The sequence below is a fragment of the Alkalimonas cellulosilytica genome (genome assembly GCF_036325985.1).
Classification (GTDB): Bacteria; Pseudomonadota; Gammaproteobacteria; order Enterobacterales; family Alteromonadaceae; genus Alkalimonas; species Alkalimonas cellulosilytica.
On the sequence record NZ_JAUHLI010000012.1, the window covers coordinates 76528 to 103441 of the forward strand.

Here is a 26914-nt window from a genome sequence, read left to right on the forward strand (position 1 = left end):
TTTGCCCCGCCCAGGTGAGCGCGCCACACCAAGGGGGTAGTTCCGTGATTTCAGCCCCAGCATTTTCAGGCATTTAGCCCCAAAATACACTACCACTTAGTGGGTATTACCCTTCTTAATCAGTAAGTTAGCTCAGTGGAAGCCTTGATCCAAATCAAGCATCATTAAGCGGTTCTTTCTATGATGTGCCTACTGAATAAGTAAAAACCGTCTGTTCATGCAGGACAAGACCAGGAGTGTACGATGAGTCACCTACTCGACAAACTGCGCTATTTTACTGCGCGCAAAGAGCCCTTCTCCGACGGGCATGGCGTTACCACCGATCAGGACCGCAGCTGGGAGCAAGGCTACCGCCAGCGCTGGCAGCACGACAAAGTGGTGCGCTCGACCCACGGCGTCAACTGCACCGGCTCGTGCAGCTGGAAAATTTACGTCAAAGATGGCCTGGTCACCTGGGAAACCCAGCAGACCGATTACCCACGCACCCGGCCGGATTTACCAAACCATGAGCCACGCGGCTGTCCGCGGGGTGCCAGTTACTCCTGGTACATCTACAGTGCCAACCGCTTAAAGTACCCCAAGATGCGTGGCCAGCTGATGAAGCTGTGGCGCGAAGCCAAAGCGCAGCACAGCGATCCGGTTAAAGCCTGGGAGTCCATCATCAGCGATCCGGTCAAAGCCAAAAGCTACAAAGAGCGTCGCGGCCTGGGTGGTTTTGTCCGCGCCAGCTGGGATGAGGTGAACGAGCTGATAGCCGCTTCCAACACCTACACCGCCAAAACCTATGGCCCGGATCGCATCACCGGCTTCTCGCCCATTCCGGCGATGTCGATGGTGTCCTACGCCGCCGGTGCCCGTTACTTATCCTTGATTGGCGGCAATTGCTTAAGCTTCTACGACTGGTACTGCGACCTGCCGCCGGCTTCGCCGCAAATCTGGGGCGAGCAAACCGACGTACCGGAGTCGGCCGACTGGTACAACTCCAACTACATCATTGTCTGGGGCTCGAACGTACCGCAAACCCGCACCCCGGATGCGCACTTTTTGACTGAAGTACGTTACAAAGGCACCAAAACCTGCGTTATTACCTCGGACTACTCCGAAGCCTCCAAGTTTGGCGACACCTGGCTGGCCCCGCGTCAGGGCACCGATGCGGCTCTTGCCATGGCCTTTAGCCATGTGATTTTAAAAGAATTCCACGTCGATAACCCAAGCACTTATTTTACCGACTACATCAAACGCTACACCGACATGCCGATGCTGGTGATGCTGGAGGATACCGGCAGCCATAAAACCCAGGGGCGTTTCCTGCGGGCGGCCGATTTGGTTGATCAGCTGGGTGAAAGCAACAACCCGGATTGGAAAACCATTGCCATCAACGCGGCAGATCAGCGTTTGACCAGCCCGAATGGCGCCATTGGCTACCGCTGGGGCGAAGATGCTGCCAAGTGGAACCTGGAGCAAAAAGACCGCCAGGGTGAGGTTGATTTAATGCTGAGCTTAAAAGATCAGCACGACGAACTGGTTGAAGTCGCCTTCCCTTACTTTGGCGGCGCACCGCACGAGTACCAGTACTTCCAGCACACCGAGCACAGCGACCTTCAGCTGCGTAAAATTCCAGCCAAGCGGGTGCAACTGGCCGATGGCAGCACCGCTTTAGTGGCTACGGTGTTTGACATGATGCTGGCGCACTACGGCGTCGACAACGGCCTGGGCGATGACAGCCGCGCCAAGAGCTTTGACGATAACGTGCCGTACACCCCAGCCTGGCAAGAAGCCATTACCGGCGTCAAACGTGCCGATGTCATTCGCATTGCCCGCGAGTTTGCCCGCACCGCCGATAAAACCCGTGGCCGCTCCATGGTGATTGTCGGTGCCGCGCTGAACCACTGGTACCACATGGACATGAACTACCGTGGGCTGATTAACATGCTGATGCTGTGTGGCTGTGTGGGCCAAAGCGGCGGCGGCTGGGCGCACTATGTCGGCCAGGAAAAACTACGGCCACAAACCGGTTGGGCACCACTGGCCTTTGCGCTGGATTGGCAGCGTCCGCCGCGCCATATGAACGGTACCTCCTTTTTCTACAACCACTCCAGCCAGTGGCGCTATGAAAAACTGGACATGAGCGAAGTGATTTCGCCACTGGCCAACAAAGACAAGTGGTCTGGCAGCATTATCGACTTCAACAGCCGTGCCGAACGCATGGGCTGGCTGCCTTCCGCGCCTCAGCTTGGGGTGAACCCACTGGGCCTGGCAGCCGAAGCCAAAGCTGCCGGTGTGGAGCTAAAAGACTATGTGCTGCAGCAGCTGAAAGATCGCAAAGTCAAGTTTGCCTGCGAGCAGCCAGAAAATCCGCAAAACTTCCCACGCAATATGTTTATTTGGCGCTCGAACCTGCTGGGCTCCAGCGGCAAAGGCCATGAGTACATGCTGCGCCACCTGCTGGGCACCAAGCATGGTTTGCTGGGGAAAGATCTGGGCGAGTTTGGCGGCAAGAAACCGGAAGATGTGGAATGGACCGAACAGCCTGCCGAAGGCAAGGTCGATCTGTTCGTGACGTTGGATTTTCGGATGTCGACTACCTGTCTGTATTCCGACATCGTGTTGCCAACGGCCACCTGGTACGAAAAAGACGACATGAACACCTCGGACATGCACCCCTTTATTCACCCGCTGACCGCCGCCATTGACCCGGTGTGGGAAGCGCGCAGTGACTGGGAAATCTTTAAAGGCATTGCCAAAGAGTTCTCCCGCGTCTGTGTGGGCCACCTGGGCAAAGAAACCGATGTAGTCACCACCCCGATGCACCACGATACCCCGGCCGAGCTGGCGCAACCTTATGGTGTCAAAGCCTGGTGGAAAGGCGAATGCGAAGCCATTCCGGGGAAAACCATGCCGCACATCAATGTGGTGGAGCGCGATTACCCCAACACCTATGCCCGCTTTACCTCGCTTGGCCCGCTGATGGAAAACATCGGCAATGGCGGCAAAGGCATTGGCTGGGATACCAAAGAAGAAGTCGAGTTCCTGCGCAAACTGAACCGCACCCACACCGGCGAAGGCATCAATCAAGGCCTGGCCAAAATTGAGTCGGCGGTCGATGCCTGCGAAGTGATTTTATCGCTGGCACCGGAAACCAATGGCCATGTGGCGGTAAAAGCCTGGGGCGCGCTGAGTAAAATTACCGGCCGCGATCACACCCATCTGGCCAAACCGAAAGAAGAGGAAAAGATCCGCTTCAACGACATCGTGGCGCAGCCGCGCAAAATCATCTCCTCCCCCACCTGGTCGGGTTTGGAAGATGAGCATGTGTCCTACAACGCCGGCTACACCAATGTGCACGAGCTGATCCCATGGCGCACCATCACCGGCCGCCAGCAGTTCTATCAGGATCACGAGTGGATGCGCGACTTTGGCGAAACCCTTTGTGCCTACAAGCCGCCAATCAACCTGAAAACGGTGCAGCCGGTGCTGAACCAGAAGCCCAATGGCAACAAGGAAATTGTGCTGAACTGGATCACCCCACACCAGAAATGGGGCATTCACAGCACCTACTCCGACAACCTGTTGATGCTGACCTTATCCCGCGGCGGCCCCATTGTCTGGTTAAGTGAAATCGACGCCAAAGCCGCCGGCATTGAAGACAACGACTGGATCGAAATCTTTAACGTCAATGGCTCCATCTCGGCCCGGGCTGTGGTGTCACAGCGGGTTCCTGAAGGCATGAGCATGATGTACCACGCTCAGGAGCGGATTGTGAACGTACCGGGCTCAGAAATGACCGGCAGCCGCGGCGGCATTCACAACTCGGTGACCCGGGCCGTGATGAAGCCAACCCATATGATTGGTGGCTACGCCCAGCAGGCCTATGGCTTTAACTATTACGGCACCGTCGGTTGCAACCGCGACGAGTTCGTCATTGTTCGCAAAATGAACAAGGTCGATTGGCTGGATACCGAATAAGGTTGGAGTAAGGAGTTATCATGAAAATCAGAGCACAAATCGGCATGGTGCTGAATCTGGACAAATGCATTGGCTGTCACACCTGCTCCATCACCTGCAAGAACGTCTGGACCTCGCGCGAAGGCGTAGAGTACGCCTGGTTCAACAACGTTGAGACCAAGCCGGGCATTGGCTTTCCAAAAGAATGGGAAAACCAGGACAAATGGAAAGGTGGCTGGCAGCGTAAAAGCAACGGCAAGCTGGTGCCAAAAATCGGTGGCAAACTGCGGGTGCTGGCGAATTTATTCGCCAACCCGGACCTACCGGAAATCGACGACTACTACGAGCCGTTCGATTTTGATTACCAGCATCTGCACAACGCCAAAGACAGCAAGCACCAGCCGGTCGCCCGGCCCCGCTCGCTGATCAGCGGCCAGCGGATGGAAAAAATCGAGTGGGGTCCGAACTGGGAAGAAATTCTTGGTACCGAGTTCGAAAAACGGAAAAAAGACCAGAACTTCAACGAGGTGGTGCAAAAAGACATTTACGGTCAGTTTGAAAAGACCTTTATGATGTACCTGCCACGGCTGTGCGAACACTGTCTGAACCCGACCTGTGTTGCCTCTTGCCCGAGTGGCGCCATTTACAAGCGTGAAGAAGACGGCATTGTGCTGATTGATCAGGACAAATGCCGCGGCTGGCGGATGTGCGTGTCCGGCTGCCCATACAAAAAAATCTACTTCAACTGGAAAACCGGCAAGTCGGAAAAATGCACCTTCTGCTACCCGCGGATTGAAGCCGGCCAGCCCACCACCTGCTCAGAAACCTGTGTCGGCCGCATCCGCTACCTTGGTGTGCTGCTGTACGATGCCGACAAAATTGAAGCCGCGGCCAGCGTTGCCAACGAGAAAGACTTGTATCAGGCGCAACTGGACCTGTTCCTCGACCCGCACGATCCCAAGGTGATAGAGGCGGCACGCAAGGAAGGCATTCCGGATAACTGGTTAAAAGCCGCCCAGCGCTCGCCGGTCTACATGATGGCGATGGACTGGAAAGTGGCGCTGCCACTGCACCCGGAGTACCGCACCCTGCCGATGGTCTGGTACGTACCGCCACTGTCCCCCATTCAAAGTGCGGCCGAAGCCGGCCATGTCGGTATGAACGGTGAAATCCCAGATCTGAAATCGCTGCGCATTCCGCTGCGTTACCTGGCCAATATGCTGACCGCAGGCGACGAGGCACCGGTAGTACGGGCGCTGGAGCGGATGATTGCCATGCGTGCCTACAAACGCTCGCAGCAGGTCGATGGTGTGGAAGATCTGGAAGTACTGAAGCAGGTCGGCCTGAGCAAAGAGATGGTCGAGGAAATGTACCGCTACATGGCGCTGGCCAACTTTGAGGATCGCTTTGTGATCCCCACCAGCCACCGGGCTTACGCCGAGAATGCTTACGATTTAAAAGGCGAATGTGGCTTTAGCTTCGGCAATGGCTGCGGCGGTGGTGACAGCAAGCTGAACATCTTTGGTGGCAGCAGCAAAGGGGTCCGTAAAGTGATCCCGGTCACGGTAAAGGAGTAAGGCATGCGCATACTACAACTGATTTCCCTGTTGCTGGAATACCCGACCGAAGCGCTGCTGGCGGCCAAAGCCGATGCCAGGCAGCTGGTGGCCGAGTCGCCGCTGTCTGAAACGCAGCAGCAAGGCCTGCTCGATTTTATCGAGCAACGCTTTAGCGGCGATTTGATGGACTGGCAGTCCGATTACGACGGCCTGTTCGAGCGCGGTCGCTCCTTGTCCTTGCTGTTGTTTGAACACCTGCATGGTGAGTCGCGCGACCGCGGTCAGGCCATGGTCGATTTGATGAACCAGTACAAGTCGGCTGGCCTGCAGATTGATGTTCGCGAGCTGCCGGATCATCTGCCGCTATACCTGGAGTTCTTAAGCACTCAGGGCGACGAGAATGCCGCCCTCGGCCTGGCTGAAGTGGCGCATATTCTGTCGGTGCTGCTGTGCCGGCTGGAGCAGCGCAACTGCAATTATCAGGTGCTGTTCAGTGCTTTGCTGGAACTGTCTGGGGTTGATGTGGAGCTGGACTCGGTGCGTGAGCAGCTGAAAAACGAGCAGCGTGACGATACCAAAGAAGCGCTGGATAAAGTCTGGGAAGAAGAAATGGTGACCTTTGGCCCGGGCTCAGAACAGGATGGCTGCGGCAGCAGCCACAAACCCTCTGAAAAGCAGCGGCGCGATCACCACGTACCACTGCAATGGACCGATGCCAGTCAGGCACCCGGAAACACTGTCCGCTCAGGAGTTGCGTCATGAACTTTACAGATATGTTGTTGTTTGGGATCTACCCTTACATTGCTTCGGTGATTTTCTTTCTGGGCAGCCTGCTGCGCTATGAGCGCGAGCAGTACAGCTGGAAAGCCCAGTCCAGTCAGATGCTGGATAAAAAGTACTTCCGCGTGGCCAGTGTGTTTTTCCACGTCGGTATTATCATGATTTTCTTTGGTCACTTTGCAGGTTTGGTGATCCCTTACGAAGTCTGGGATTTCCTTGGCATTACCCTGGCCGGCAAGCAACTCATTGCCATGGGTGTCGGTGGCTTCTTCGGGGTGATCTGCTTTATCGGCATGACCATGCTGGTCTACCGCCGCTTGTTCAATCCACGGGTACGAGCCAGCAGCTCGACCATGGATACACTGATTTTGCTGCTGATTTACTGGCAGCTGATCCTGGGCATCCTGACCATCTTTGTCTCCACCGGTCATATGGACGGCTATGTGATGAAAGATCTGATGAGCTGGTCGCGTTACCTGCTGACCTTCCGTCCGGCTGAAGCCATTGGTTTTGTCGCGGATCTGCACTGGATTTACAAAGCCCATATCTTCTGGGGTGTGACCTTGTTCGTGCTGTTCCCGTTCAGCCGCCTGGTGCATATCTGGAGCGTGCCGGTTGGTTACTTTGGCCGCAACTATCAGGTGGTACGCCGTCGCTTTGGTGGCCGTAAGGCTTAATGGAGTAATGGAGTAAAAGCGCCCGGACTTTACACCAATGTCTGAAGGCGATGCTGGGGAAGCAATAAAGGGGACCTGAACAGCATGGATGCTGGTCAGGCCCTGATTTTTGCTCCACCATCCAGCTCTGCCAGATCGCGGTATAAACAAGCACCTTTTGGTCCATAGGAAATTTCAAATGATCCAAGTCAACCAAACCCAAATTTCTGAACAGGCCATCCTGGCAGAAATGCAGTACCACCCAGCCGACTCGCAGCGTGCTGCCATGCTAAAAGCTGCCGAGTCGCTGGTGATTGCCGAGCTACTGCGCCAACGTGCCCAGCAGCTTGGGTTGGAAGTAGCCACCAATCAAAGCAGCACCAGCGAACACGATTACCTGGAACAGCTGATTGAACGCGAAGTACCAATCCCGACCGCCAGCCGGCAAGAATGCGAGCACTACTACCAGCAAAACCCTCAGCGCTTTACCAGCTCGCCCTTGCTCGAAGTGCAACACATTCTGCTGGCCGCAGCGCCGGATGATGACCAAGAGCGGGTGCACGCCAAAGCACTGGCCGAAGAATTGCTGCAACAACTTCAGCAAGGCCAATCTTTTGCTGAACTGGCGCGCAAATACTCCGCCTGCCCTTCCAGCCAGACCGGTGGCAGCTTAGGCCAAATCAGCAAAGGCCAGACCGTGCCGGAATTTGAGCGCCAGCTGTTTGCAGCCGAAGCAGGGTTGATGCCCGCACCGGTTGAAAGCCGCTATGGCTTTCATGTGGTCTTTATTCAGCAAAAAATCGCCGGCCAGCCGCTGCCCTTTGCAGCTGTAGAGCAGAAAATCGCCGATTATCTGAATGAAAAAGTGCGGCGCAAAGCCATCGCTCAGTATATCCATACCCTGGTGGTACAGGCCGAGATTGACGGCTACGATTTTAATCTGTCGGACTCGCCATTAATGCAATAATACTGTGATTCTACCGATACAAAGGCGAGCTCCCATGCTCGCCTTTTGCATGTATACCCCTGAAGTGGCAAAGCCAAAAACTCAATCTACCCACTCGGCAACAAGGCCTAGCCCTGTATTGGTAAGGCATTGATTTTGTTGATCCTAATCAAGCTCTTCTCATCCGGCATCAGTACACTTCAGGCAATCACATCAGGAGATTACCATGAAATCACCACTGTTCGCCCTACCTTGCCTCGCCCTGGTTCCCAGCCTGGCACTGGCCGCTGCAGATAGCAGCGCCAATACCCTGAGCGCTGTGCTGAATGATAGCCAGATCAATGCCAATTTTCGTTACCGCATCGAGCATGTGGATCAGGACAATGCGTTAAAGGACGCCCTTGCATCCACCCTGCGCAGCCGTTTAACTTTGGCCACCGGCCAGGCTTATGGCTTGTCTGGTTTACTGGAAGTGGACAACGTCAGTGTACTGGGTGGGGAAAGTTATAACAGCACCGTCAATGGCAACGGCCAGTACAGCGTGGTGGCCGATCCGAAAGGCACCGATATCAACCAGGCTGCCCTTAAATACCAGCTGAGTGAAGACACCAGTTTTACGATGGGCCGTCAGCGCATCAATCACCTGAATCAGCGCTTTTTAGGCGGTGTCGGCTGGCGACAGAACGAACAGACCTTTGATGGTTACCGGCTGCAGCACAGTTTTACCCCGGCCATCACACTGGACCTGGCCCGTTTGCACAACGTCAACCGGGTGTTTGGCCCCAAAGGTCCGGCCGCCAATCAGCGCGGTGAGTTTTATACCGGTCTTTTAAGCTGGCAACTAAGCTCATCTCAGCAACTGGCAGCCTATGGCTACGATCTGGACTTTAACAACTGGGCCGTGCGCAGCAGCCTGACCTTTGGTCTGGATTATCAGGGCAAGTGGGCCTTGGGTGAGCAACAAAGCTTGAGCCTACACTTAGCAGCAGCCAGGCAGCAAGACCGTCATAATGCGCCGCTCAGTTACCAACACCATTACCACCGGCTGCAACTGAGCTGGCAGCAACACAAACTGCAACTGATTGCCGGCACCGAGCGGCTGGCCGGTGATGGCAGCAGCGCTTTTCAAACACCGCTGGCTACCCTGCATGCCTTTCAGGGCTTTGCCGATTTGTTTTTAGTGACACCAAACGATGGCTTGCGCGATCAGTGGCTGGGAGTGCGTCATCCGGCCGGCCCGGTGCAACTGGCGCTGAACTACCACCGCTATCACAGCGATACCGATGGCCGACGCTATGGCAGCGAGTGGAACCTGACGGCCAGTTACCGCTTTAGCAATCAGCTTCAAGGCATGCTAAAGCTGGCGGATTATCAGGCCAGCAGCTTTGCCGTCGATAGCCGGAAATTCTGGCTGATGCTGAGTTATTCGATTTAACGCAAAAAGGATCTGTGCAGAGCTGCATCGACCGGGTAGCGCACTCAGACACGCCGTAAACCCATCCCTGGGGGCTCTGTGCAGCCCGTCCGGGGCTGCAAAGGTCTGCTTAGCGTACCCGATCGCTACAGCCTCGAGTTTAGTTGTAAAGCAGCCTATCGATTTAAAGGTTAACCAACTCCACAGCCAGTTTTCCTGGCTCCTCTGCACCGCCCCTGGTTTTCAGTGGGCGGTTTTTTTTAACTTACAGCACCACTATCCATGAAGAGGTAAAGGATCCAGCAAAGATGCGGCTCTGAGGCGTTGGCAGCTTTGAGCAGCAGCAAAACCTTGATCCAGATCAAGCTTTGCATCCACAGAAGGCCTACCCTAAAACACAAGATATAGACACAAAAATAAATAATAACACTAGATGTAGGTTTTTATGCTGCGTTTTAGTATCGAACAAGTAGTTTGGCAGGAGGTTCCGGGTGAAGTCTCGCTGGCCTACACCATCACCGGCTGCACACTTGGCTGCAAAGGCTGCCACAGCACCGAGACCTGGGATGCCAGCCAAGGCACCCTGCTGACCGATGAGTACTTTGAGCAACGTCTGAACCAGTACCGGGGCCTGATCAGCTGTGTGCTGTTTTTGGGCGGGGAATGGCAGAGCCTGGAACTAGAGCGCAAGCTGAAGCTGGCGCGCCGGCACGGCCTTCACACCTGCCTCTACACCGGGCTGGATGATATCGAGCCAAAGCTGAAAGCCGAACTGACCTATTTAAAAACCGGCCGCTGGCTGCCTGAGCGCGGCGGCCTGGACAGCCTTACTACCAACCAACAACTGGTGGATTTACGCACAGGCCAAAGCCTGAACCACCGTTTTATCCGCTAAGCAAGGAGCTTGACTATGTTACGTTTACAACCAGACCAACTGCAGCAAAAGCTGGATTTTATCGACCATTACTTAAGCGCCCAAAACGCCGCCGATGGCTCGAAAATGGATGCCAACGCCAATGTCACCCAGAAAAACATCGCCACCCTAGAAGCCGAAATGATGAAAGACATCTTTATTCAGGTCAATCGTGGCAAAGTCAGCCAGAAAATTGCAGAACTGTTTGGCCCTGAGCTGGCACAAGAGTACGGCCGCCAAATCGAACAGCACGAGATCTATGTGCACGATGAAACCAGCTTAAAGCCTTACTGCGTCTCGGTCACCCTGTACCCCTTCCTGCGCGATGGCCTGACCAAGCTCGGCGGTGAGTCGAAAGCGCCCCAGCATCTGGAGTCGTTCTGCGGCTGTTTCGTTAACTTTGTGTTTGCCATCAGCAGCCAATTTGCCGGTGCCGTCGCCACCGTCGAGTTTATCACCTACTTCGACTACTTTGCCCGCAAAGACTACGGCGACAACTACCTGCAAACCCATCCGAAGCTGATTGCCAACCACCTGCAGCATGTGGTCTATGCGCTGAACCAGCCTGCCGCCGCCCGCGGTTATCAAAGCGTGTTCTGGAACATTTCGGTGTACGATCAGCACTACTTCGACAGCATGTTCGGCAACTTTGTCTTTCCGGATGACGACTTGACCAAACCCAACTGGTCGTCGGTGAATGCCCTGCAACACTTCTTTCTCGATTGGTTTAATGAAGAGCGAAAAAAAACCATCCTGACCTTCCCGGTGGTTACCGTTGCCATGCTGACCGAACAGGGTCAGTGCAAAGATCAGCACTTTGCTAAAAGCATGGCCAAACAGCTGGCCAACGACAGCTCCTTTTTTGTTTATCTGTCGGACAATGCCGATTCGCTGGCCTCGTGCTGTCGACTGCGCAGCGAAATCAGCGACAACACCTTTTCTTACTCACTGGGCGCAGGCGGCGTCGCCACCGGCTCCATCAATGTGATTACCATCAATATGAACCGGCTGGTGCAGGATGGCCGCGATCTGGCCACCGAAGTCGATAAGATCCACAAGTACCAAGTGGCCTACCGCAAGCTGATGGAAGAGTATCTGGCCGCAGGCCTGCTCACCGTGTACGACGCTGGCTTTATCTCGCTGGATAAACAGTTTCTCACCATCGGCATCAATGGCATGGTCGAAGCAGCCGAATCGCAAGGCCTGGTGGCCAGCAACAACCCGGCGTACATCGCCTTTGTCCGTGAGCAGCTAAAAACCATTTATGATGCCAACAAAGCCGCCAAAGCCGAGTACGGTTATCTGTTTAACACCGAGTTTGTGCCGGCGGAAAACCTGGGGATTAAAAATGCCAAATGGGACAAAGAAGACGGCTACAAGGTACCGCGCGATTGCTACAACTCCTATTTCTATGTGGTGGAAGACGAGCAGACCAATGCGCTGGATAAGTTTCAGCTGCATGGCAAAGAGCTGCTGGATTACCTGGATGGCGGCTCGGCGCTGCACCTGAACCTGGATGAAAAGCTGGATGAAGACGGCTACCTGGCAATGCTGAACATAGCCGCCCATACCGGCTGCAATTACTTCTGCGTCAATGTCAAAATCACCATCTGCAATCAGTGCGAAGCCATCGATAAACGCACCCTGCACCATTGCAGCCATTGCGGCAGCAGCGACGTGGATCACGGCACCAGGGTGATTGGTTACTTAAAACGGGTCTCGGCCTTTAGCAGCGGCCGGCGTAAAGAGCATGGCTTGCGGCACTACCATCGTTCGCCTCAGCCGCTCAACGTTCAGCCCTCAATAGCTCAGGTCGTTGCCGCAGAGGCTTAATCACCAAACGGCTACCCCATTCGGGGTAGCCACTGCCACTTTTGCCTGGTCGGCTCTGCACTCTTTGGCTGCTACACTGCTCGACAGTAAGTTAACCGATAACAGGTGCCCTATGTTTTCAACCTATTCTCAGTTTATCGAGATGGCCTGTCATCAGGCCGAGCCGCAGCGATTGTTGTTTGTGCTCACCAAAATGCAGCTGCCCAAAGAAGCAACCGCCGAGCAGCAAGCCCGTTTTGAGCAGGGCGAAGGTGGTTATCTGGAGTCGGTACTTTGTGTCGATAAACTACCGGAAGAAGTGCTGGATTTTTCAGCTTTTGTTGACGAGTCCAAACAAACTGAACTGGATTGGGACATCGCCTTTATTTCCAGCATGGAAGGCCGCGCTGGGTTTGCGCCTAACTCCGACGAAGCGGTACAGCCGCTCAAGCTGATGGTACAGCGCATTGAAGCCGGCCAGGTGGCGAATTTCCTGGCGGTGAATAAGCAAGGTGAACTCTTACAATTTCAGTAAAGGTTTATGACGATCTACCAACTAGCTACCAATACAAAACCGTATTTGAGTACCCTTCAAGCTCTGGTTCAGGACATAGTTCTGCTTAACTAAGAATAGGCTTCTCTTGGTTGAAACCCTGTAGATCACCCTCTTGGTGCAGTTGCTCTAAACACTCAGATTTAGAGCAAAATTTCTCCTCTACAGATCAAAGCAGCTAAGGGCTTTTGTAACTCTATTTGGTTCTGTAAAACCTTCAGATCTTCGACTTCTTTTGACATTTAAGACCCTTCCAGCAGAGACAAACTATTAGGGCAAATTGCGCTTGAAAAAAAGTGAAGTTAAATTAAAATGCAATGTTAAAATAAAAATTAATTTGAGGTTTCAATGCTAACAGAGCAACAGAAAGGTTGTATGCAACGGGTTATCCAAGAAAACCAGCACGATGTCTTTGTAATATCACCAGATATGATGGATGAAATCGTAGCGATTCAAGCACAGCGAGGCAATTCTCAAGCCCAGACAATTTGGGAGCAGATAAGGGGAACAGTGGAATTTGGAGCCAATTATTTCGCCTTAACTGGGGACATCACAAAGCTCGCACAACTAGGTTATGCTCTTGGGGGATTAGGCCAAGCTTATGTGAAATCTTATAATGGTAAATCCTATATCATCTTAAAAGGACAAGCTGGGCTTCGAAGAATCCTGACAGGCACACGTTATCTTGTTAACAATACAAAAGTAATGGCTCTTGGCCTGGGCAAACATGCAGCTCAAGCTGCTGCTCGATCAGGTGGTATTCTAACACTTTACTTAGTTGGAGCTTACCGAGTTACTGATTTCTTTTTGCGTGATGAAGCAACACTCACTCAGTTAATTGGTCATTTAGCCGTTGATGTAGTAAAGGTTGCTATAACTGTTGGTGCAGCATATCTTGCAAGTGCAGCAGTGGCTGCGGCTGTTGGAATTGCTGTCGGTCCCATTGCTGCTGTTGTTTTAGTAGGTATTGTTTTGACTCCAGCCTTAAATTCACTTGATGAGTATTTCGGCATATCAGAAAAAGTGGTTCAAGGCTTAGAAGAACTCAGTCTTCAATCCCAGAGCTATTTACAACAAATTCGGCGTAATGTTCGAGAAAAAGCTACACAAACTGCCTCCAGAGCCGCTAAACCAGTGTTAGACTACATTGTTGATTCAGTTAGAAGAACTGCTATTGATGCAGCAAAACATCGTTTAGAGCGCTTTATAAATCCAAGGTTTTATTAATGAAGCAACAAGACACTAATCTTAACTCTTGGCAAGTAGCAGCAGGGTGGTTACTCATTACAGCGCTCACCATTTTTGGCTTCATCTATTTCTGGTATTACTTATACCTGCTACTAGATGGTCTTTTCTCCAGCGCTGATGCGATTACCCTGAATAAAGGCGCCTTTTATTGTTTTGGTGGGGCTATGCTGGGTTGTATCCTCCTCTACTTTGGGATTAACAAGTTACGAGGAAAAGCAGTTACCAAAGCACAAAACAAAACTGCCAGTTATGGTTTTTTTATCGGTCTTGGCCTAATCGTTATTTTGCCACAGCTGATCCATCATACAACCGAGAACTACTTGCAGGCTAATGGGTACCAACTATGCGAACTGCAATCACGCAAATGGCTGCATGATAAAGTAATGGTTTACACTCATTCCGCTCAGCACTGCCTGGAGCTTGCTATCGCTGATTGCACTGCAAATCCACACCGGCAAAAATGCCAAAAGCTTCCTATGTTCAAACCAACCCCACCCATGTCCTGACACGCTTCACCACATTCAGCTTCAGTATCCCGCGGCAAACAGCAGCGGGATTTTTACATGAACTTTTTCTGCAGCTGAACGTAATGTAATCAAGGTAATTGGCGGATGCCGGCTAGTCGCTTGGCACAGAACTGCTTGTTTCCTATACTGGTAACTACTGACTGAATAAAGAGGATACCGTGATGCGATTTTTTGCTCTCTTAGTACCTGTTACGCTGACTGCCCTGCTTTGGGCATTTAGTGCGACAGCACACCACGGCTGGAACTGGGCCGAAAGCGAACAAACCGAAATGACCGGTACCATTACCGAGATCTACATTGGTCCGCCACACCCACGGCTGATGATTGAAACAGAGCACGGCCCCTGGCAGGTGGATCTAGGTAACCCACGTCAAACCCGTGATGCTGGCTTTGTCGAAGGGGAAGCCGCTGTAGGCGATCAGGTGTTGATCCGGGGCCATCGCTCCAACAACAAGGATGAACACATTATCAAGGCGGTCCGCGCTACCATTGACGACAGAGTGTACACCTTCTACCCAAGCCTGCTGCGTGAAGACCAATAACCGCGGTTAAAGTACGGTCATCATGCTCACTGAACTGCTGGTCAGCCTGGCTGATACCACGCTGGCCAGTTGGTTGCGCCAATCCAGCATCGGCTACCCGCTGATCAGCAGTGCCCATATTTTGGGCATCGCCTTGTTACTGGGGGCCGTGCTGATACTGGATTTGCGTTTGCTGGGGATCACCCACCGTGGCGACTTGAGCATGCTGGCGCCCATACTCAGTCGCTTTGCAGCCGGCGGTCTGTTGCTTGCGCTGACTACCGGCCCTCTGCTGTTTAGTGTGCAGCCGGCTCATTACCTTGCCAACACGGCTTTTTTGCTAAAACTCGCTTTATTGCTGCTGGCTTTGCTCAATATCCTGCTGGTGCACCGGCTACCACACTGGCAAGCCCTGCTTGAAGGCCAAAAACCAACACTTTTGCTGCAAGTCACCGCCCTGCTGTCGCTGCTGCTCTGGCTTGCCATCTTGCTGGCCGGACGCTGGATAGCTTTTGTTTAGCCCCCCAAACCCAGTACGCATTAAACCGTTTTTTCTGCTAACTGGCCCTGCTCCATGGCCGGTACCGCTGCTGCCAATTGCGTCAGCAAGCTAACCAGTGATTTGGGCAATCGCTCATTGAGCTCAATGGTATCCAGCAGGTTTTTCACCGCCAGGGCCAGTTCAGTATCACCCAGCAAGGCCAGCTTGCGGCGGAAAAACAGCGTGTCCGGATCGGCTTGCTGGGTGATCAGCTGCAGTAAATCCTGACTGTTGGCCCGAAACAGCACATCCTCTGCCCCATCGGCCAGCACGTTTAACCGGCCTTGTTGTAGTTGCAGGTAAAATTGATAACTCAAATCAGCCACTTCGACCTTCACGGTTTTGCTGGCAAGAAAATCCAGCTCGCCGGCGGTGAGTTCCCGGCGAAAAAACCAGTTCAGATGCTGACTAAGCCCAAAGCAGCTGACCGGCTTTGGCAAAGAGCGCAATGCCGCCCCTACCCACAAAGGTCCGCGCGCTACCACCTGTTGGATAACCCATTTTCTATTTAACATTCAATAACTTCCAAACCGTTAATCCGGTACACTGATGATACTGAAATCAAGCAGGCTTTGTTTAATCTACATCAAAGTTTAATGCGTTGCGCACTGCCACACTGGGTAAGTTCCGGCAGCAGCAAGCGCAGGAGTTCGTATGGAATTACTCTGCCCGGCTGGCAGCGTGCCAGCCTTAAAAGCCGCCATCGAGCATGGTGCCGATGCGGTCTATGTTGGTTTGAAAGACGAAACCAATGCCCGGCACTTTGCCGGCTTAAACCTCGATCAGCTGAAACTGAAAGAGGCCGCCGACTATGTGCACCGCCATGGCCGCAAATTGCATGTCGCCATCAATACCTTCGCTCACCCCAACAGCTGGCAGCGCTGGCAGGAAGCCGTAGACAGTGCGGTCAAAGCCGGTGCCGATGCCTTAATTCTGGCCGATATGGCGGTGCTGGGCTATGCGGCCGAGCGCTACCCCAAAGTTGAGCGGCATTTGTCGGTGCAGGCTTCAGCCACCAATGCTGCCGCCATTGAGTTTTACCGCCAGTACGAGGTATCCCGGGTGGTGCTGCCGCGGGTGCTGTCGCTGCAGCAGGTGCGGGCGCTGGCGCGTACCTGCAACATCGACCTGGAAGTCTTCGCCTTTGGCAGCCTGTGCATTATGGCGGAAGGCCGCTGCTATTTAAGCTCTTATTTCACCGGCGAGTCGCCCAATACCGCCGGGGCCTGCTCACCTGCGGCCTATGTGCGCTGGGATGAACACGACGGCCAGCTGGAGTCGCGCTTAAACGGCGTGCTAATCGACCGTTTTGCCCCGGATGAAACCGCCGGCTACCCCACCCTGTGCAAAGGACGTTTTGATGTGGCTGGTGAGCGCTACCATGTGCTGGAAGAGCCGACCAGCCTGAATACCCTGGGCTTGCTGCCAGAGCTCTACAAAGAAGGCATTGTCTCGCTGAAGATTGAAGGTCGTCAGCGCAGCCCGGCCTATGTTGCCCAGCTGACCAAAGTCTGGCGCCAGGCCATTGATACCCTGCTGCAGGATCCAGCGCATTTTGAAGTCGCGGCCAACTGGCAACAGGTGCTGGCCGGTTTATCCGAAGGCAGCCAGACCACGCTCGGTGCTTACCATCGCTCCTGGAAATAAAAGCTTAGGAAATAAGCACCTAGGAAGTAAGGAGTTATTTGATGAAATTTTCGCTTGGTCCGATCCAGTATTTCTGGCCCAAAGCCCAGGTGCAGCAGTTTTACCGCCAGGCGGCGGAGTCCGCCATTGATATCGTTTATCTGGGTGAAACCGTCTGCAGCAAACGCCGTGAGCTGAAACTGGATGATTACCTGCAACTGGCCCATATGCTGCGTGAAGCCGGCAAGCAGGTTTGTCTGTCGACCATGACGCTGCTGGAGGCCCCGTCGGAGCTGCGTGAACTGCGCCGTTACTGCGAAAACGGTGATTTTCTGGTGGAAGCCAACGATGTCGGTGCCATCCAGATGCTGCAGGAGCAAGGCATTACCTTTGTCTGTGGCCCGGCTATTTCCTGCTACAACCAGCACGCACTGCGCCGTTTGGTTGGCATGGGATTGCAGCGCTGGGTGCTGCCGGTGGAGTTATCCGGGCAATGGCTGCGCGATTTGCTCAGCCAAAGCTGCATTCAGGATATTCGTGATTGCTTTCAGACCGAGTTGCTGGCTTTTGGCCATTTGCCACTGGCCTGGTCGGGCCGTTGTTTTACCGCCCGCTCGGAAAATCGCAGCAAGGATCAGTGCGAACTCTGCTGCATCAAGTACCCCGCAGGACGCACCGTCACCAGCCAGGATGGCAAGCAGGTGTTTGTGCTCAATGGCATTCAAACCCAATCCGGTGAGCGCTACAACCTGATCAACCAGCTACCACAGATGCATGGGCTGGTTGACATTGTGCGACTAAGCCCACAGCATGAAGGGACTTTTGACTGGCTGGCTAAATTTAAAACCAATCAGCATGGTGAGGCGCCGCAGCCGTTGCCTGGCGGTGATTGCAATGGTTATTGGTTGCAGCTGGCTGGGATGGTGGCGGGGTGAGTGTTGAGTGTTGAATGTTGAATGTTGAATGTTGAATGTTGAATGTTGAGTGTTGAGTGTTGAGTGTTGAGTGTTGAGTGTTGAGTGTTGAATGATTAGCGTGGAGATTTGATGGGACAGCAAGCAAAGATTGGCATAGTTACTGTGAGCGACCGGGCCAGTGCCGGGGTTTATGAAGATATGTCCGGCCAGGCCATTCGCGATACCTTAAGCGATTACCTGGTCAGCGACTGGCAGGCCGAGTACCGGCTGATCCCGGATGAGCAGCCACAGATTGAACAAACCCTGAAAGATCTGGCGCGTGAAGGCTGCTGCTTGATTGTCACCACCGGCGGCACCGGCCCGGCCAAACGGGATGTCACGCCAGAGGCCACCGAAGCGGTGTGCGATCGGATGATGCCTGGTTTTGGCGAGCTGATGCGCCAGGAATCGTTAAAGTACGTACCTACCGCCATTTTATCGCGCCAGACCGCCGGCCTGCGCGGCAGCTGCCTCATTATCAACCTGCCCGGTAAGCCCAAAGCCATTCGTCAGTGCCTGGATGCGGTCTTTCCGGCCGTGCCCTACTGCATTGATTTGATGGAAGGGCCCTACCTGGAGTGCAACGAAGATGTGATCAAGCCGTTTCGGCCAAAAAGCTAAAGCAGCTCCATCACGCTTCGGCGACCACCGGATCCGCTCAGCTCTTCACAGCCGCTGGAAATTTAACGCATTCGCCAGAGGGGTTAACCGCTGCAGTGCTTCTTCCGCCGTGGGGTCCGGGTTTGTTTCATCATGGACAGACACATTGGCGGCAATATACTCTGTTAGCCAAATCGTAAGTGCCCAGATGCCCGTACCATTATCCAGTACTGCAGGCATGCTGTCTTGCCATAGCAACTCTTGCGGCAAGCGGGCTAACTGCGCTTCGGTATAAATGTCCGGCTCTTGCGCCCAACGTACTTTTTCGCGCAGATTTTCTAAAAAAACCAGCCAGCCCTGCCGTTGCTGAGCCAAAAATGCATCTGCATCCTGGTGTGTCAGACCGGTTAGATCAGCGTATTGGCGGCTGTACGAATGGATGCTGTAGAAAATCGTAGCGCCGGGAGCAAAATCATCCAGCGGGCCATAGACTTTGGTCACCAGATTGACACCACAAGTCTGGCTTTTTAACGGCTGCCCTTCGATCTGATTTGCTGAAGGTAATGTTTGCCGCAAAGGCTCCAGTGCTGGATGACATTGGCTATCAGGATCATCTTGCACCGTTTGATGATTGTCATGCCACGCTGATGAGTACTCGCTATCAATGCTAGCAGCATCCCCCTGCGGTTGCCCGGGCTGCACTGCAACAGGACGCTCAGGCACAGGCTCAGTGTTGCACCCAGCCACCATTAGCATAACCGTTAGTAGATAAAACGTAGGACGCATAATGAATTTTTCCTAACTTATTGCCCAATCGGCTGCGATCCTTCCCACCTCAGCAAGGACTGCCTGATGCCGAGCCTCAGTCTGCCCGGTATACTCGCCGCTATCAAAATAGGCCGCAATGATAATCGGGCTTCTGTTGGGAGGGAAAGTGATTGCAATGTCATTGCATTTATTGGTCGTTCCCTCCGCTCGCCCGGTTCCGGTTTTGTTACCGCTACGCCACTTTGCAGGGAGTCCTGCGCGAAGCCGCAGGGAACCGGTTTTTGTGTTCTCCATCCAGTGCAGCAAACGCTCCCGTGAATCACGCTGTAAAATGTCACCGGTCGTGATTCGACGAACGAGCTGTGCCATCGCCAAGGGCGAAGTAGTATCACGAAGATCAGCGGAGAGCACCAAGCCCAAATCGGGTTCATACCGATCAAGCCGGGTCACCATATCGCCCATTTCGCGAAACTTCGCGGTGACGGCGGCAGGTCCTCCCAAGCGTTTCACAAGAAGATTGGCGGCAACCCCATCGCTCACCTCTTGGGCTGCTTGTGCAAGCGCAGCAATGCTCATACCGCCCCTGGCAATATTTTCGCGCGTCACCGGTGCCCAAGGTAAAAGATCGGTTTCGGAATACGACAGGATTTCATTCACATCTATCCGACCATGATCTGCTTCGCGTAAATAAGCAGCCACTAGCGCTAACTTGAAGGTCGAACACATCGCAAAGTGTTCATCCATACGGTTACCGCTTACTTCGCCGGTTGCCGTGTCAAGGAAGCAAACCCCAAGCCGCGCATGGCCCACTTCCAGAGCCTGCAGCCTCTTTGCTGCATCAAAACGGCGCGAGGCTGTTCTTGTAGTTGCTGCCGTTGCTCCAAGTGCCGGGACAGCCAGCAGTGTGCTGGTCGCCGCGCATGTCATTAAAAATTCTCGTCTTGTTACCATGCAGTTACTCCTTGAGCTGATTTTTAGCAGCAAACTCAGTTGCCTCAGACAGTTTGCGGTAAAAAGCTCGTCGCAGGCAGTTACCAGAGTCAGGATTTGATCCCATCAGCTATTTCCATATTTTATTTTCATATCGACAAGTGTTTAGCAGATAAATAAAGAACAAGGCAACTAAATCTAAGCCTTCTTGTTTACTTCTTCCAAACGCACGTAGCGTAACCAAAACCTTGGTGCAGCTGCGTTCGAAGCCACTATAGTGATGACTTGCAACGGTGCACGTTAGCCGTCATGTTTTATCTCTAACTTTGCATTATTAATTAATGTAACAAAGCCTTTGTCTTCGGAAAGCTTTAGAAAAATTGATAGTCGTATTTCGGTGATGTCACTTGGCAACTGTTCAAAGCCGGTTTTCACCGAAAAACTCAAACGTCCAGATTGTTCATTCCGAATAATTTGCTGTGTTGCTCTGAAGTTGTCTATTGCTTCCTCAGAGAGTTTAAGGGTGTACTCAGTTTTCCCTGGCGACCTTGAAAATAAACCCGACACAGGCTCGATCTTTAGTTCGTCGATCAGCTCTAATGGAAAGTTAAAGATTCTCAAGCCTTTTTCAGTATTTAGCTCTAACGCTAGTTCAGCTTTTTCAATATCTGCCCGAGCAGGCTCATCAATGTGAACTCTTGCTCTAAGGTTTTGAGGCTGAAGATTGATGAAGTCATCTTTTGTGAATGAACGAAATTCGAGCATCGTTCCCAAAGGAACACTTGCACAACCACTCAGAATAGTGACAATTAAAGCAACAACAAATTTTGACATAGCGACCACACATTCCTTTAAAGATAATGCTCCGTTCCAAACGGCAAAGAAAAACTCTCGAAGTACTATAGGAATATTTCTTAATTGGTTTGATGTTTCAAGTCTACGCTCCAATCAAAATGAAAATCAACAGCTTCCCCTGCGTTAATTTTTTGCTCCGAAAAGGAGCAAGAGCATCTGGCGCTATACAGAATAAAGCTTAGCGCTGCGCAATCCGGAGCTTGAGGGCTCCCTTAAAGCCCTTACCTGATTTGAGTGGAATACAGTAGCCACTGTCAGACTGGGTCTCCGCCAGACTCCCGCGATACTCGCCCCAGCCCTCATCGGTGAGGGTATAACGCAGATTGAAGCCACCTGCACCATCGCCGGCTCGGGTCGCCTTGATCGTAATTTGCTCCCGGAACAGGTTCTCGCCGGGAATGCGTTTACTGCGGAACATACGGCCGTCAATTTCATACTCTGTCGTTTTCACGGCAAGATCAACCGTAAACACAAGCGTTCGGCCTGCCTGAATCTTTGATGAGTCCAGAAATGCACTGAACAGCACCGGCATACTGCCCGGCTTAGGAACCCACTTGCCCGCTGCATCCCGGACAAACAGCTCGTCGAACTCCTTGAAGCCTGCTGACTGATTGTCAATCTTCCGCTCGCTAAGCTTAAACATCTCCCCACGCACCATCACCGTGTTTTCAAAGTAGTACGACGCCCTAACCGCGCGTCCACTGTCGAGAGCCTGCTGCACACTTGGGGGCAGTGGCAGCGCTTCGAGGTGCAGTACCCCTGTCACGGCGATATCGCCGAACAGAAAGCGGGTCAGATTTTGATAACCTTCCTCGGAATTGACCAACCCGTACACCCCGCTGTGACTGTGATGCGTGTAGGCCCGCGGCGCAGTCTGCACACTTGCGTTGCGAATGAGCACGAGTCCATCGCTCATCGGCCCAACCGCCAGCTTCGACAAATTGTAGTCATGGTGATTGGTGCCAACCAGCGCAAAAAAGCGGTGCGCAGGAAACTTATTGTTCAGCGTATCAACCCGATTGTGGGAATCCAGCGCGAGGTATTCCGCCATCCGCCGCCGATTGAAATTATTGATATCCCAGCCGCTTAGGAAGCGCGGCACATTGCGGTTGCCAACCTCAATGCCGTTGTGTGGCGTACCATAGGTAAACACCTTATCGACCATCGCTTTGGCTTCAGCACTGCCGATCTCATCATTTTGGAGGAAGCAGCGCGCGATAAGTCCGCCCATTGAATGCGCAACCAAATACACGCGGAAATCCATTCGGGCCTGCGCATCATCGCCACACACCTGATCGCGGGTTTTCAGAATGAGCTCGCTCAGCCCCTGCGCTGCCTGCTCTATGGAGGGCGCCCCATCTCCGGTGCCAAAATCGCCGTCTGCCTGATCGTAGTAGCGGTGTATGATCACGCTCTTTGCCGGGATGTCTCCTTCAATAACATCCCCATCCGCATAATTATCGGTGTAGCCAAAGTCCTTCATCAGACGAATCAGCGGCGACTCGAAAAACTTCTGCATGACCTCACCTTTGTGGTTCTGCCGGATTTTGGTAGTACCAAGATTGAATCCCATGTAGGGCGTAGTAGTGGTATCCTCCATCGCAGACTTCGTCATCGCATAGCCGCGTATGTAAATGATCGGATAAAAAGGCGCTTTGATCTTTGCCATGGTGGTGTGCCTCGCTGATGCTTTGACGTGCTGTTTGATCGGGTGATGTAATTCTGGGTTAAGTTTCAGAATATAAGTTGTGAGTAGGAAGTATAGGCGCCCTATTCCAGATTTCCACCGGCATCCCGGTTTCCATTGTTTTACTTTCCCAGTCATGCCTTAGTTGCTTAGCTCAGAAACGTAGCGCCCGCTACACTGAACGTCTATGGACACCATGGCTGATGCTCAAATGAAGGCTGGGTAGCCCGTAGCAACAAGCTGAACACCCGTCTTCTAGCACACTGCCGTAGCCAGAGCGTCTTGATTAGACACCTTGTCACCGCGCATTACCCATCAGCAAGATGGTTTGCACCTGTGCTGAGCCTGAAACTAACGGGCTTTAAGCCCGACGCCTTGAATAGCGCCAGCAACAGGTTAACCGATGAATGTCTGGTGCCCCTGCTGTCAGCAAGGATGCTGAAATCAGCAGGCTCTCATTGAGCATGAGATAAGAGAGCCCCGATATGTGTTTGTTGCAGGCTATCGCCTGGCAACCATGATGACAGATGAAGCAGTCTATCTTGCTGATGGACAAACAGACTGGCCGCTTGCGCGGCCAGAAGAGCGGTTTTACCTATTGACTCCGAGAAGGCTCATATGTGTTAAGCATTTAATTTCTCTTTTATCGCTTTAATGGATACGTGCAACTGAGCAACCAGAGCATCCAAAATATCCGAATAACTATCAGAGGGTACACCGAGTTTTTCAGAAACATCTGTCAGATACTTGCTTCCTGTAGAATGATCAGCCCAAAGCCGGAGATCATACAAGTAAAAGAACGGTGCAATAAGATTGTCTTCATCACCCAATGTATTTTGATACACCAACTGTAATAATTTATTACCCTTCATGCCAGACTCAAACGCAATGCCATGACCTTTTAGGTACTTCCTAACCTCAACATTATTAGTATTTTCGTTTATTATCTCATTGAGCCCGCTTACAAATCTTTTCAGGTCATCTTGATTGTTTAATATTAACCTCTTGTAGCGGCGAGTCTCATCAATTCGCTCTTCTATTGAACGATCGTGGTAAAGGTGAACCCCAAATTTTTGATGGAATTCCGAGTTCAGCTTCGACAAATCATTTAAACAGTCAATTATTGCGGGCGGCGAAGTGAGCTCGGCATGAATTTGGGCATCAAAAAATTGTGATGCGATTTCATCCTCAGGCTCTTTGTTTTCTACGAGCCAATACAGTTTTTCACGGAACGGAAGCTTATCGAGATCACCGAGCCATGCGAACACAGTACCGTTTCTATTAACACCGAATGAAATATAAAATTCAGGCCCGAAAACTGTTCCGTATGTTTCACTCGAGAAATCGCAAGAAAATCGAGAGTCGTACAAATACCGAGTAAGCACCTCTCTATTGAAATACACAGGTGTCAGAAAGCCACCGCATACTGCCTCACTTGGATCATAATGAAAGCTAATAGTCTGTGATTTCAACATGCCTCTCCAGATGCTTAACGCTTTGCTAATGGGCTGCCGCAGCGCAGCGTAGGCAGTCCCGTGGAGGCCACGCTTTTTGTGGCCGGAACGAAATTTAGCAACTTGTTAGCTTTCATCATTTTCAATTGTGTGCAGACGACATAATTCAAGCCATAGGAAATTATCTATATCTGAGCAGATGTGCATAATTTTTTCTGCATCAGCAGGAATCGTATTCTTTACCAAACCTTTACCACCACGTACCCGTTGCTTAGTACTTATGAATTCATCGTCACCGAATTGTTCCGTCCCCCACCACGAATGCATAATGGTATTTCTCTGTTTTTCAAATTCTTGTATTTTCTTAATTTTTTGTTTGACAGTTTGTAGGTGCTTAGCGTCGTTTTTATGTTTTTCTAAAAGCAATGCAGAAAGCATATCTACTTTCTGGGCAAAGCTTAAAGATGCTGTAAAAACTTCTCGGATGTGCGGTTTATAGGAGCCAACGACTAGGTAAATTACCTCACCAAGATCTCTATCAAGTCTATTAAAACGGATAACCAGATGACCTATAGCCATAGCGATTTTATCTAGTTCTTTTCGAAATCGCTTTCCTCTTTCGAGGACTTCTTCCTTTGACTTTTCATCCATAAGATACTTCCTTGAAAGCTAACGTCTTAGTGTTTTATCCGGCACGCAGTTCAATCTTTCCAGTCTAGGCCTGCATCTGAATGTAAATCAAGAGCTTTTTCCTGCCTGATTTTTTGTTACAACAACCTACAAGCATAAAACCCGCAAGTTGTTGCAAAAAAACTCAGGCTCGATTCCTGTTTAGCATAAGTGCATTTCTGAGGCTGGCTCAATAGCCTTCGGTAACGACTACCTGCCTAACGCTGCAACAAAAACAACCAAATCACCAGCAGCAAGGTAATAAACCAAAAACCAGACAGCAGCTGCCAGAACAGCAGGCTGCTGGTGCGGGTATTGCGTTTGACTTCCTCGCGCAGAAAGTCCGGGTTGGGCTGTTTTAAATCGCGCAGCAGGCTTTGCAAGGTGGTGTAACGCTGCTGCAGGTCAAAGGCCACGCCTTTTTCCAGCGCCCGGTCGAACCACAGCGGAATGCGCGGGTTGTGCTCGCGGGCCGGGATATAACGCAGGCGATCAAAGTCGCTGGCGGTGCGGCAATCTTCAATCTTACTGCCATAAGGCAACTGGCCGGTAAAAAGCTCGTAGCAGATGGTGGCCAGTGAATAGACATCGCCCTGAATGCCGGAATTGTGGCCTTGCAGGTACAAAGGATCGGAATAACTGGCGGTGCCAAGCGCCGCTTCGTGCTCCAGCGGCACAAAAATCTCAGCCACCCCGGCAACAAAGACCGAGCCAAAATCAACGATTTTCACCTGATCATCGGCGGTGACCAGGATATTGCCCGGTTTTAGATCCTGATGGATGGCCTCGCAATCATGAAATGCCTGCAGGCCTTTGGCAATTTGCTCCACCAGCTTGATGGCCCGGCCAGGTTTGACCGGCTGCTGCTGCGTAAGCAACTGCTCCAGGCTCTGGCCCTGCACGTACTCCATCAGATAGTACAAAAAACTGCGCGGCCGGCTTTGCCGGATCACTTTGACCACATAAGGGCTTTGAATACGGCTGCCAATCCACTCCTCGCGGATAAAGCGGTCAATGTAGTTGGGGTCGTCGCTGTAATTGACCGACGGACATTTTAAAATCAGGCTCTTTTCCGTGTCGGTATCGGTCACCAGATACAGATGGCTGCGTTCGCTGGCATAGAGTTCGCGCTCGATGCGGTAGCCATCCACTTTCATCCCGGGCGCCAGCACCGGCGGAAACGGCAGCCGGGTTAAGCGCTCGTTGTAATCGTCGATGCTCTCGGCGGGCAGTGCTTCTACCCGGGCCAATACAATGGAAATATTGTCATCCGAGCCCTGGCGAAGCGCCAGCTCAGTGAGGGCCTGCACTTTTTGCTCGGCGCTGCTGTCGCTAAGCAGTTGTTCCAGCAGTTGTTGCTCAGTGACAAAATCATGCAAGCCATCGCTGCTCAGCACAAACCAATCCCCTGGCTGCAGCTGCTGGCGGCCAGCATCCAGTTGCAACTGGTTGCTCATGCCAAGCGCGCGCGCCAGAAACTGCCGTTTGTCCTGCAGTACCGTGCTGTGATCGGTGCTAAGCTGGCTGAGCTGGCTGCCTCGGCAGTGCCAGATGCGGCTGTCACCAACATGAAAAAAATACGCGGTATGGGATTTCAGTACCAGAGCACTGAAGGTGCACAAATGGCCTTTCAGCTCATTGGCAAAGGCATGACTGCGGCGGTACAAGCGTAAGTTAACGGTAGAGAGCACCTGCTCGGCGCTTTGGCGCACCGACCAGGTATCGGGGGTATTGAGGTAATCCTGCACAAAAGACGTGACCGCCGTTTGGCTGGCCTCGCGACCAGCTTCGGCACTGCTGACCCCATCGGCCAGCGCCAGCACCGCGCCTTTGTAGGTACGAAGGTAAGGATCGTCCGGCAGCTGCCAGCACACCGCATCCTCGTTGCCGGTTTTGCCGCCAGCTTCCGAGCTGGCGGCGATGGTCAGTTGCAGCAGCGGTGCGCTCAATGCAA

General features: G+C 52.5%; 24 protein-coding genes. 16 read left to right on the forward strand and 8 right to left on the reverse strand.

Features of this window, described 5'->3' with window-relative positions; translation table 11 throughout:
• Window positions 1–243 precede the first annotated feature (243 nt).
• The 13 genes from QWY20_RS12790 (at window position 244) to QWY20_RS12850 (ending at window position 15394) form a co-directional block, all read left to right on the forward strand.
• Window positions 244–3966: a nitrate reductase subunit alpha gene (locus QWY20_RS12790; protein ID WP_330129401.1), complete on the forward strand. Its 3723-nt coding sequence runs from the start codon at window positions 244–246 to the stop codon at window positions 3964–3966.
• A 20-nt stretch (window positions 3967–3986) separates the two neighbouring features.
• Window positions 3987–5522 carry a nitrate reductase subunit beta gene (gene narH, locus QWY20_RS12795; RefSeq protein ID WP_330129402.1) on the forward strand — a complete coding sequence of 512 codons (1536 nt, stop codon included), beginning with the start codon at window positions 3987–3989 and terminating at the stop codon, window positions 5520–5522.
• A gap of 3 nt (window positions 5523–5525) precedes the next feature.
• Window positions 5526–6266 carry a nitrate reductase molybdenum cofactor assembly chaperone gene (gene narJ, locus QWY20_RS12800; protein WP_330129403.1) on the forward strand — a complete coding sequence of 247 codons (741 nt, stop codon included), beginning with the start codon at window positions 5526–5528 and terminating at the stop codon, window positions 6264–6266.
• Complete coding sequence (narI, locus tag QWY20_RS12805; RefSeq protein WP_330129404.1) at window positions 6263–6961, forward strand: respiratory nitrate reductase subunit gamma; 699 nt, start codon at window positions 6263–6265, stop codon at window positions 6959–6961. The genes narJ and narI overlap by 4 nt, the downstream gene beginning before the upstream one ends.
• A gap of 178 nt (window positions 6962–7139) precedes the next feature.
• The gene (locus tag QWY20_RS12810) at window positions 7140–7907 is read left to right on the forward strand and encodes a peptidylprolyl isomerase (RefSeq protein ID WP_330129405.1); all 768 of its coding nucleotides are present in this window, start codon (window positions 7140–7142) and stop codon (window positions 7905–7907) included.
• A 205-nt stretch (window positions 7908–8112) separates the two neighbouring features.
• Window positions 8113–9321, forward strand: coding sequence for an alginate export family protein (locus tag QWY20_RS12815; RefSeq protein ID WP_330129406.1), 1209 nt, complete (start codon window positions 8113–8115; stop codon window positions 9319–9321).
• Window positions 9322–9745: 424 nt separating this feature from the next.
• Window positions 9746–10195, forward strand: coding sequence for an anaerobic ribonucleoside-triphosphate reductase activating protein (nrdG, locus tag QWY20_RS12820; RefSeq protein WP_330129407.1), 450 nt, complete (start codon window positions 9746–9748; stop codon window positions 10193–10195).
• Window positions 10196–10210: 15 nt separating this feature from the next.
• Window positions 10211–12046, forward strand: a complete 1836-nt coding sequence (nrdD, locus tag QWY20_RS12825; protein WP_330129408.1) for an anaerobic ribonucleoside-triphosphate reductase — start codon at window positions 10211–10213, stop codon at window positions 12044–12046.
• A 112-nt stretch (window positions 12047–12158) separates the two neighbouring features.
• The gene (locus QWY20_RS12830; protein ID WP_330129409.1) at window positions 12159–12560 is read left to right on the forward strand and encodes a ribonucleotide reductase subunit alpha; all 402 of its coding nucleotides are present in this window, start codon (window positions 12159–12161) and stop codon (window positions 12558–12560) included.
• A gap of 366 nt (window positions 12561–12926) precedes the next feature.
• Window positions 12927–13805 carry a hypothetical protein gene (locus QWY20_RS12835; RefSeq protein WP_330129410.1) on the forward strand — a complete coding sequence of 293 codons (879 nt, stop codon included), beginning with the start codon at window positions 12927–12929 and terminating at the stop codon, window positions 13803–13805.
• On the forward strand, window positions 13805–14332 hold the full coding sequence (locus tag QWY20_RS12840) for a hypothetical protein (RefSeq protein WP_330129411.1): 528 nt from the start codon (window positions 13805–13807) through the stop codon (window positions 14330–14332). The genes QWY20_RS12835 and QWY20_RS12840 overlap by 1 nt, the downstream gene beginning before the upstream one ends.
• Window positions 14333–14514: 182 nt before the next feature.
• On the forward strand, window positions 14515–14895 hold the full coding sequence (locus QWY20_RS12845; protein WP_330129412.1) for a hypothetical protein: 381 nt from the start codon (window positions 14515–14517) through the stop codon (window positions 14893–14895).
• Between the two features lie 22 nt (window positions 14896–14917).
• Window positions 14918–15394 carry a DUF6644 family protein gene (locus QWY20_RS12850; RefSeq protein ID WP_330129413.1) on the forward strand — a complete coding sequence of 159 codons (477 nt, stop codon included), beginning with the start codon at window positions 14918–14920 and terminating at the stop codon, window positions 15392–15394.
• A 20-nt stretch (window positions 15395–15414) separates the two neighbouring features.
• Here the strand turns inward: QWY20_RS12850 and ubiT are convergent, their stop codons facing one another.
• Window positions 15415–15930, reverse strand: coding sequence for a ubiquinone anaerobic biosynthesis accessory factor UbiT (gene ubiT / locus QWY20_RS12855; protein ID WP_330129414.1), 516 nt, complete (start codon window positions 15928–15930; stop codon window positions 15415–15417).
• 139 nt (window positions 15931–16069) lie between these two features.
• Here ubiT and ubiU point away from each other — a divergent pair, with 139 nt between their 5' ends.
• From ubiU to mog, 3 genes are all read left to right on the forward strand, one after another.
• Window positions 16070–17062, forward strand: a complete 993-nt coding sequence (gene ubiU, locus QWY20_RS12860) for a ubiquinone anaerobic biosynthesis protein UbiU (protein WP_330129415.1) — start codon at window positions 16070–16072, stop codon at window positions 17060–17062.
• Window positions 17063–17103: 41 nt separating this feature from the next.
• The gene (locus tag QWY20_RS12865; RefSeq protein ID WP_330129416.1) at window positions 17104–17976 is read left to right on the forward strand and encodes a U32 family peptidase; all 873 of its coding nucleotides are present in this window, start codon (window positions 17104–17106) and stop codon (window positions 17974–17976) included.
• A gap of 111 nt (window positions 17977–18087) precedes the next feature.
• Entirely contained in the window at window positions 18088–18618 is a 531-nt protein-coding gene (gene mog / locus QWY20_RS12870; RefSeq protein WP_330129417.1) for a molybdopterin adenylyltransferase, read from the forward strand.
• Between the two features lie 45 nt (window positions 18619–18663).
• Here mog and QWY20_RS12875 read toward each other — a convergent pair whose 3' ends face one another.
• The 7 genes from QWY20_RS12875 to QWY20_RS12905 form a co-directional block, all read right to left on the reverse strand.
• Window positions 18664–19383 carry a hypothetical protein gene (locus tag QWY20_RS12875; protein WP_330129418.1) on the reverse strand — a complete coding sequence of 240 codons (720 nt, stop codon included), beginning with the start codon at window positions 19381–19383 and terminating at the stop codon, window positions 18664–18666.
• A gap of 12 nt (window positions 19384–19395) precedes the next feature.
• Entirely contained in the window at window positions 19396–20316 is a 921-nt protein-coding gene (gene bla, locus QWY20_RS12880; protein ID WP_330129419.1) for a class A beta-lactamase, read from the reverse strand.
• Between the two features lie 279 nt (window positions 20317–20595).
• The gene (locus QWY20_RS12885) at window positions 20596–21129 is read right to left on the reverse strand and encodes a hypothetical protein (protein ID WP_330129420.1); all 534 of its coding nucleotides are present in this window, start codon (window positions 21127–21129) and stop codon (window positions 20596–20598) included.
• 199 nt (window positions 21130–21328) lie between these two features.
• Window positions 21329–22819 (reverse strand): PGAP1-like alpha/beta domain-containing protein, encoded by a 1491-nt coding sequence (locus QWY20_RS12890; RefSeq protein ID WP_330129421.1) that lies wholly within the window; start codon window positions 22817–22819, stop codon window positions 21329–21331.
• Window positions 22820–23460: 641 nt separating this feature from the next.
• Window positions 23461–24312, reverse strand: coding sequence for a hypothetical protein (locus QWY20_RS12895; RefSeq protein ID WP_330129422.1), 852 nt, complete (start codon window positions 24310–24312; stop codon window positions 23461–23463).
• Window positions 24313–24417: 105 nt separating this feature from the next.
• Window positions 24418–24942 carry a hypothetical protein gene (locus QWY20_RS12900; RefSeq protein ID WP_330129423.1) on the reverse strand — a complete coding sequence of 175 codons (525 nt, stop codon included), beginning with the start codon at window positions 24940–24942 and terminating at the stop codon, window positions 24418–24420.
• A 236-nt stretch (window positions 24943–25178) separates the two neighbouring features.
• Window positions 25179–26909 carry a protein kinase domain-containing protein gene (locus QWY20_RS12905; protein WP_330129424.1) on the reverse strand — a complete coding sequence of 577 codons (1731 nt, stop codon included), beginning with the start codon at window positions 26907–26909 and terminating at the stop codon, window positions 25179–25181.
• Window positions 26910–26914: the final 5 nt, after the last annotated feature.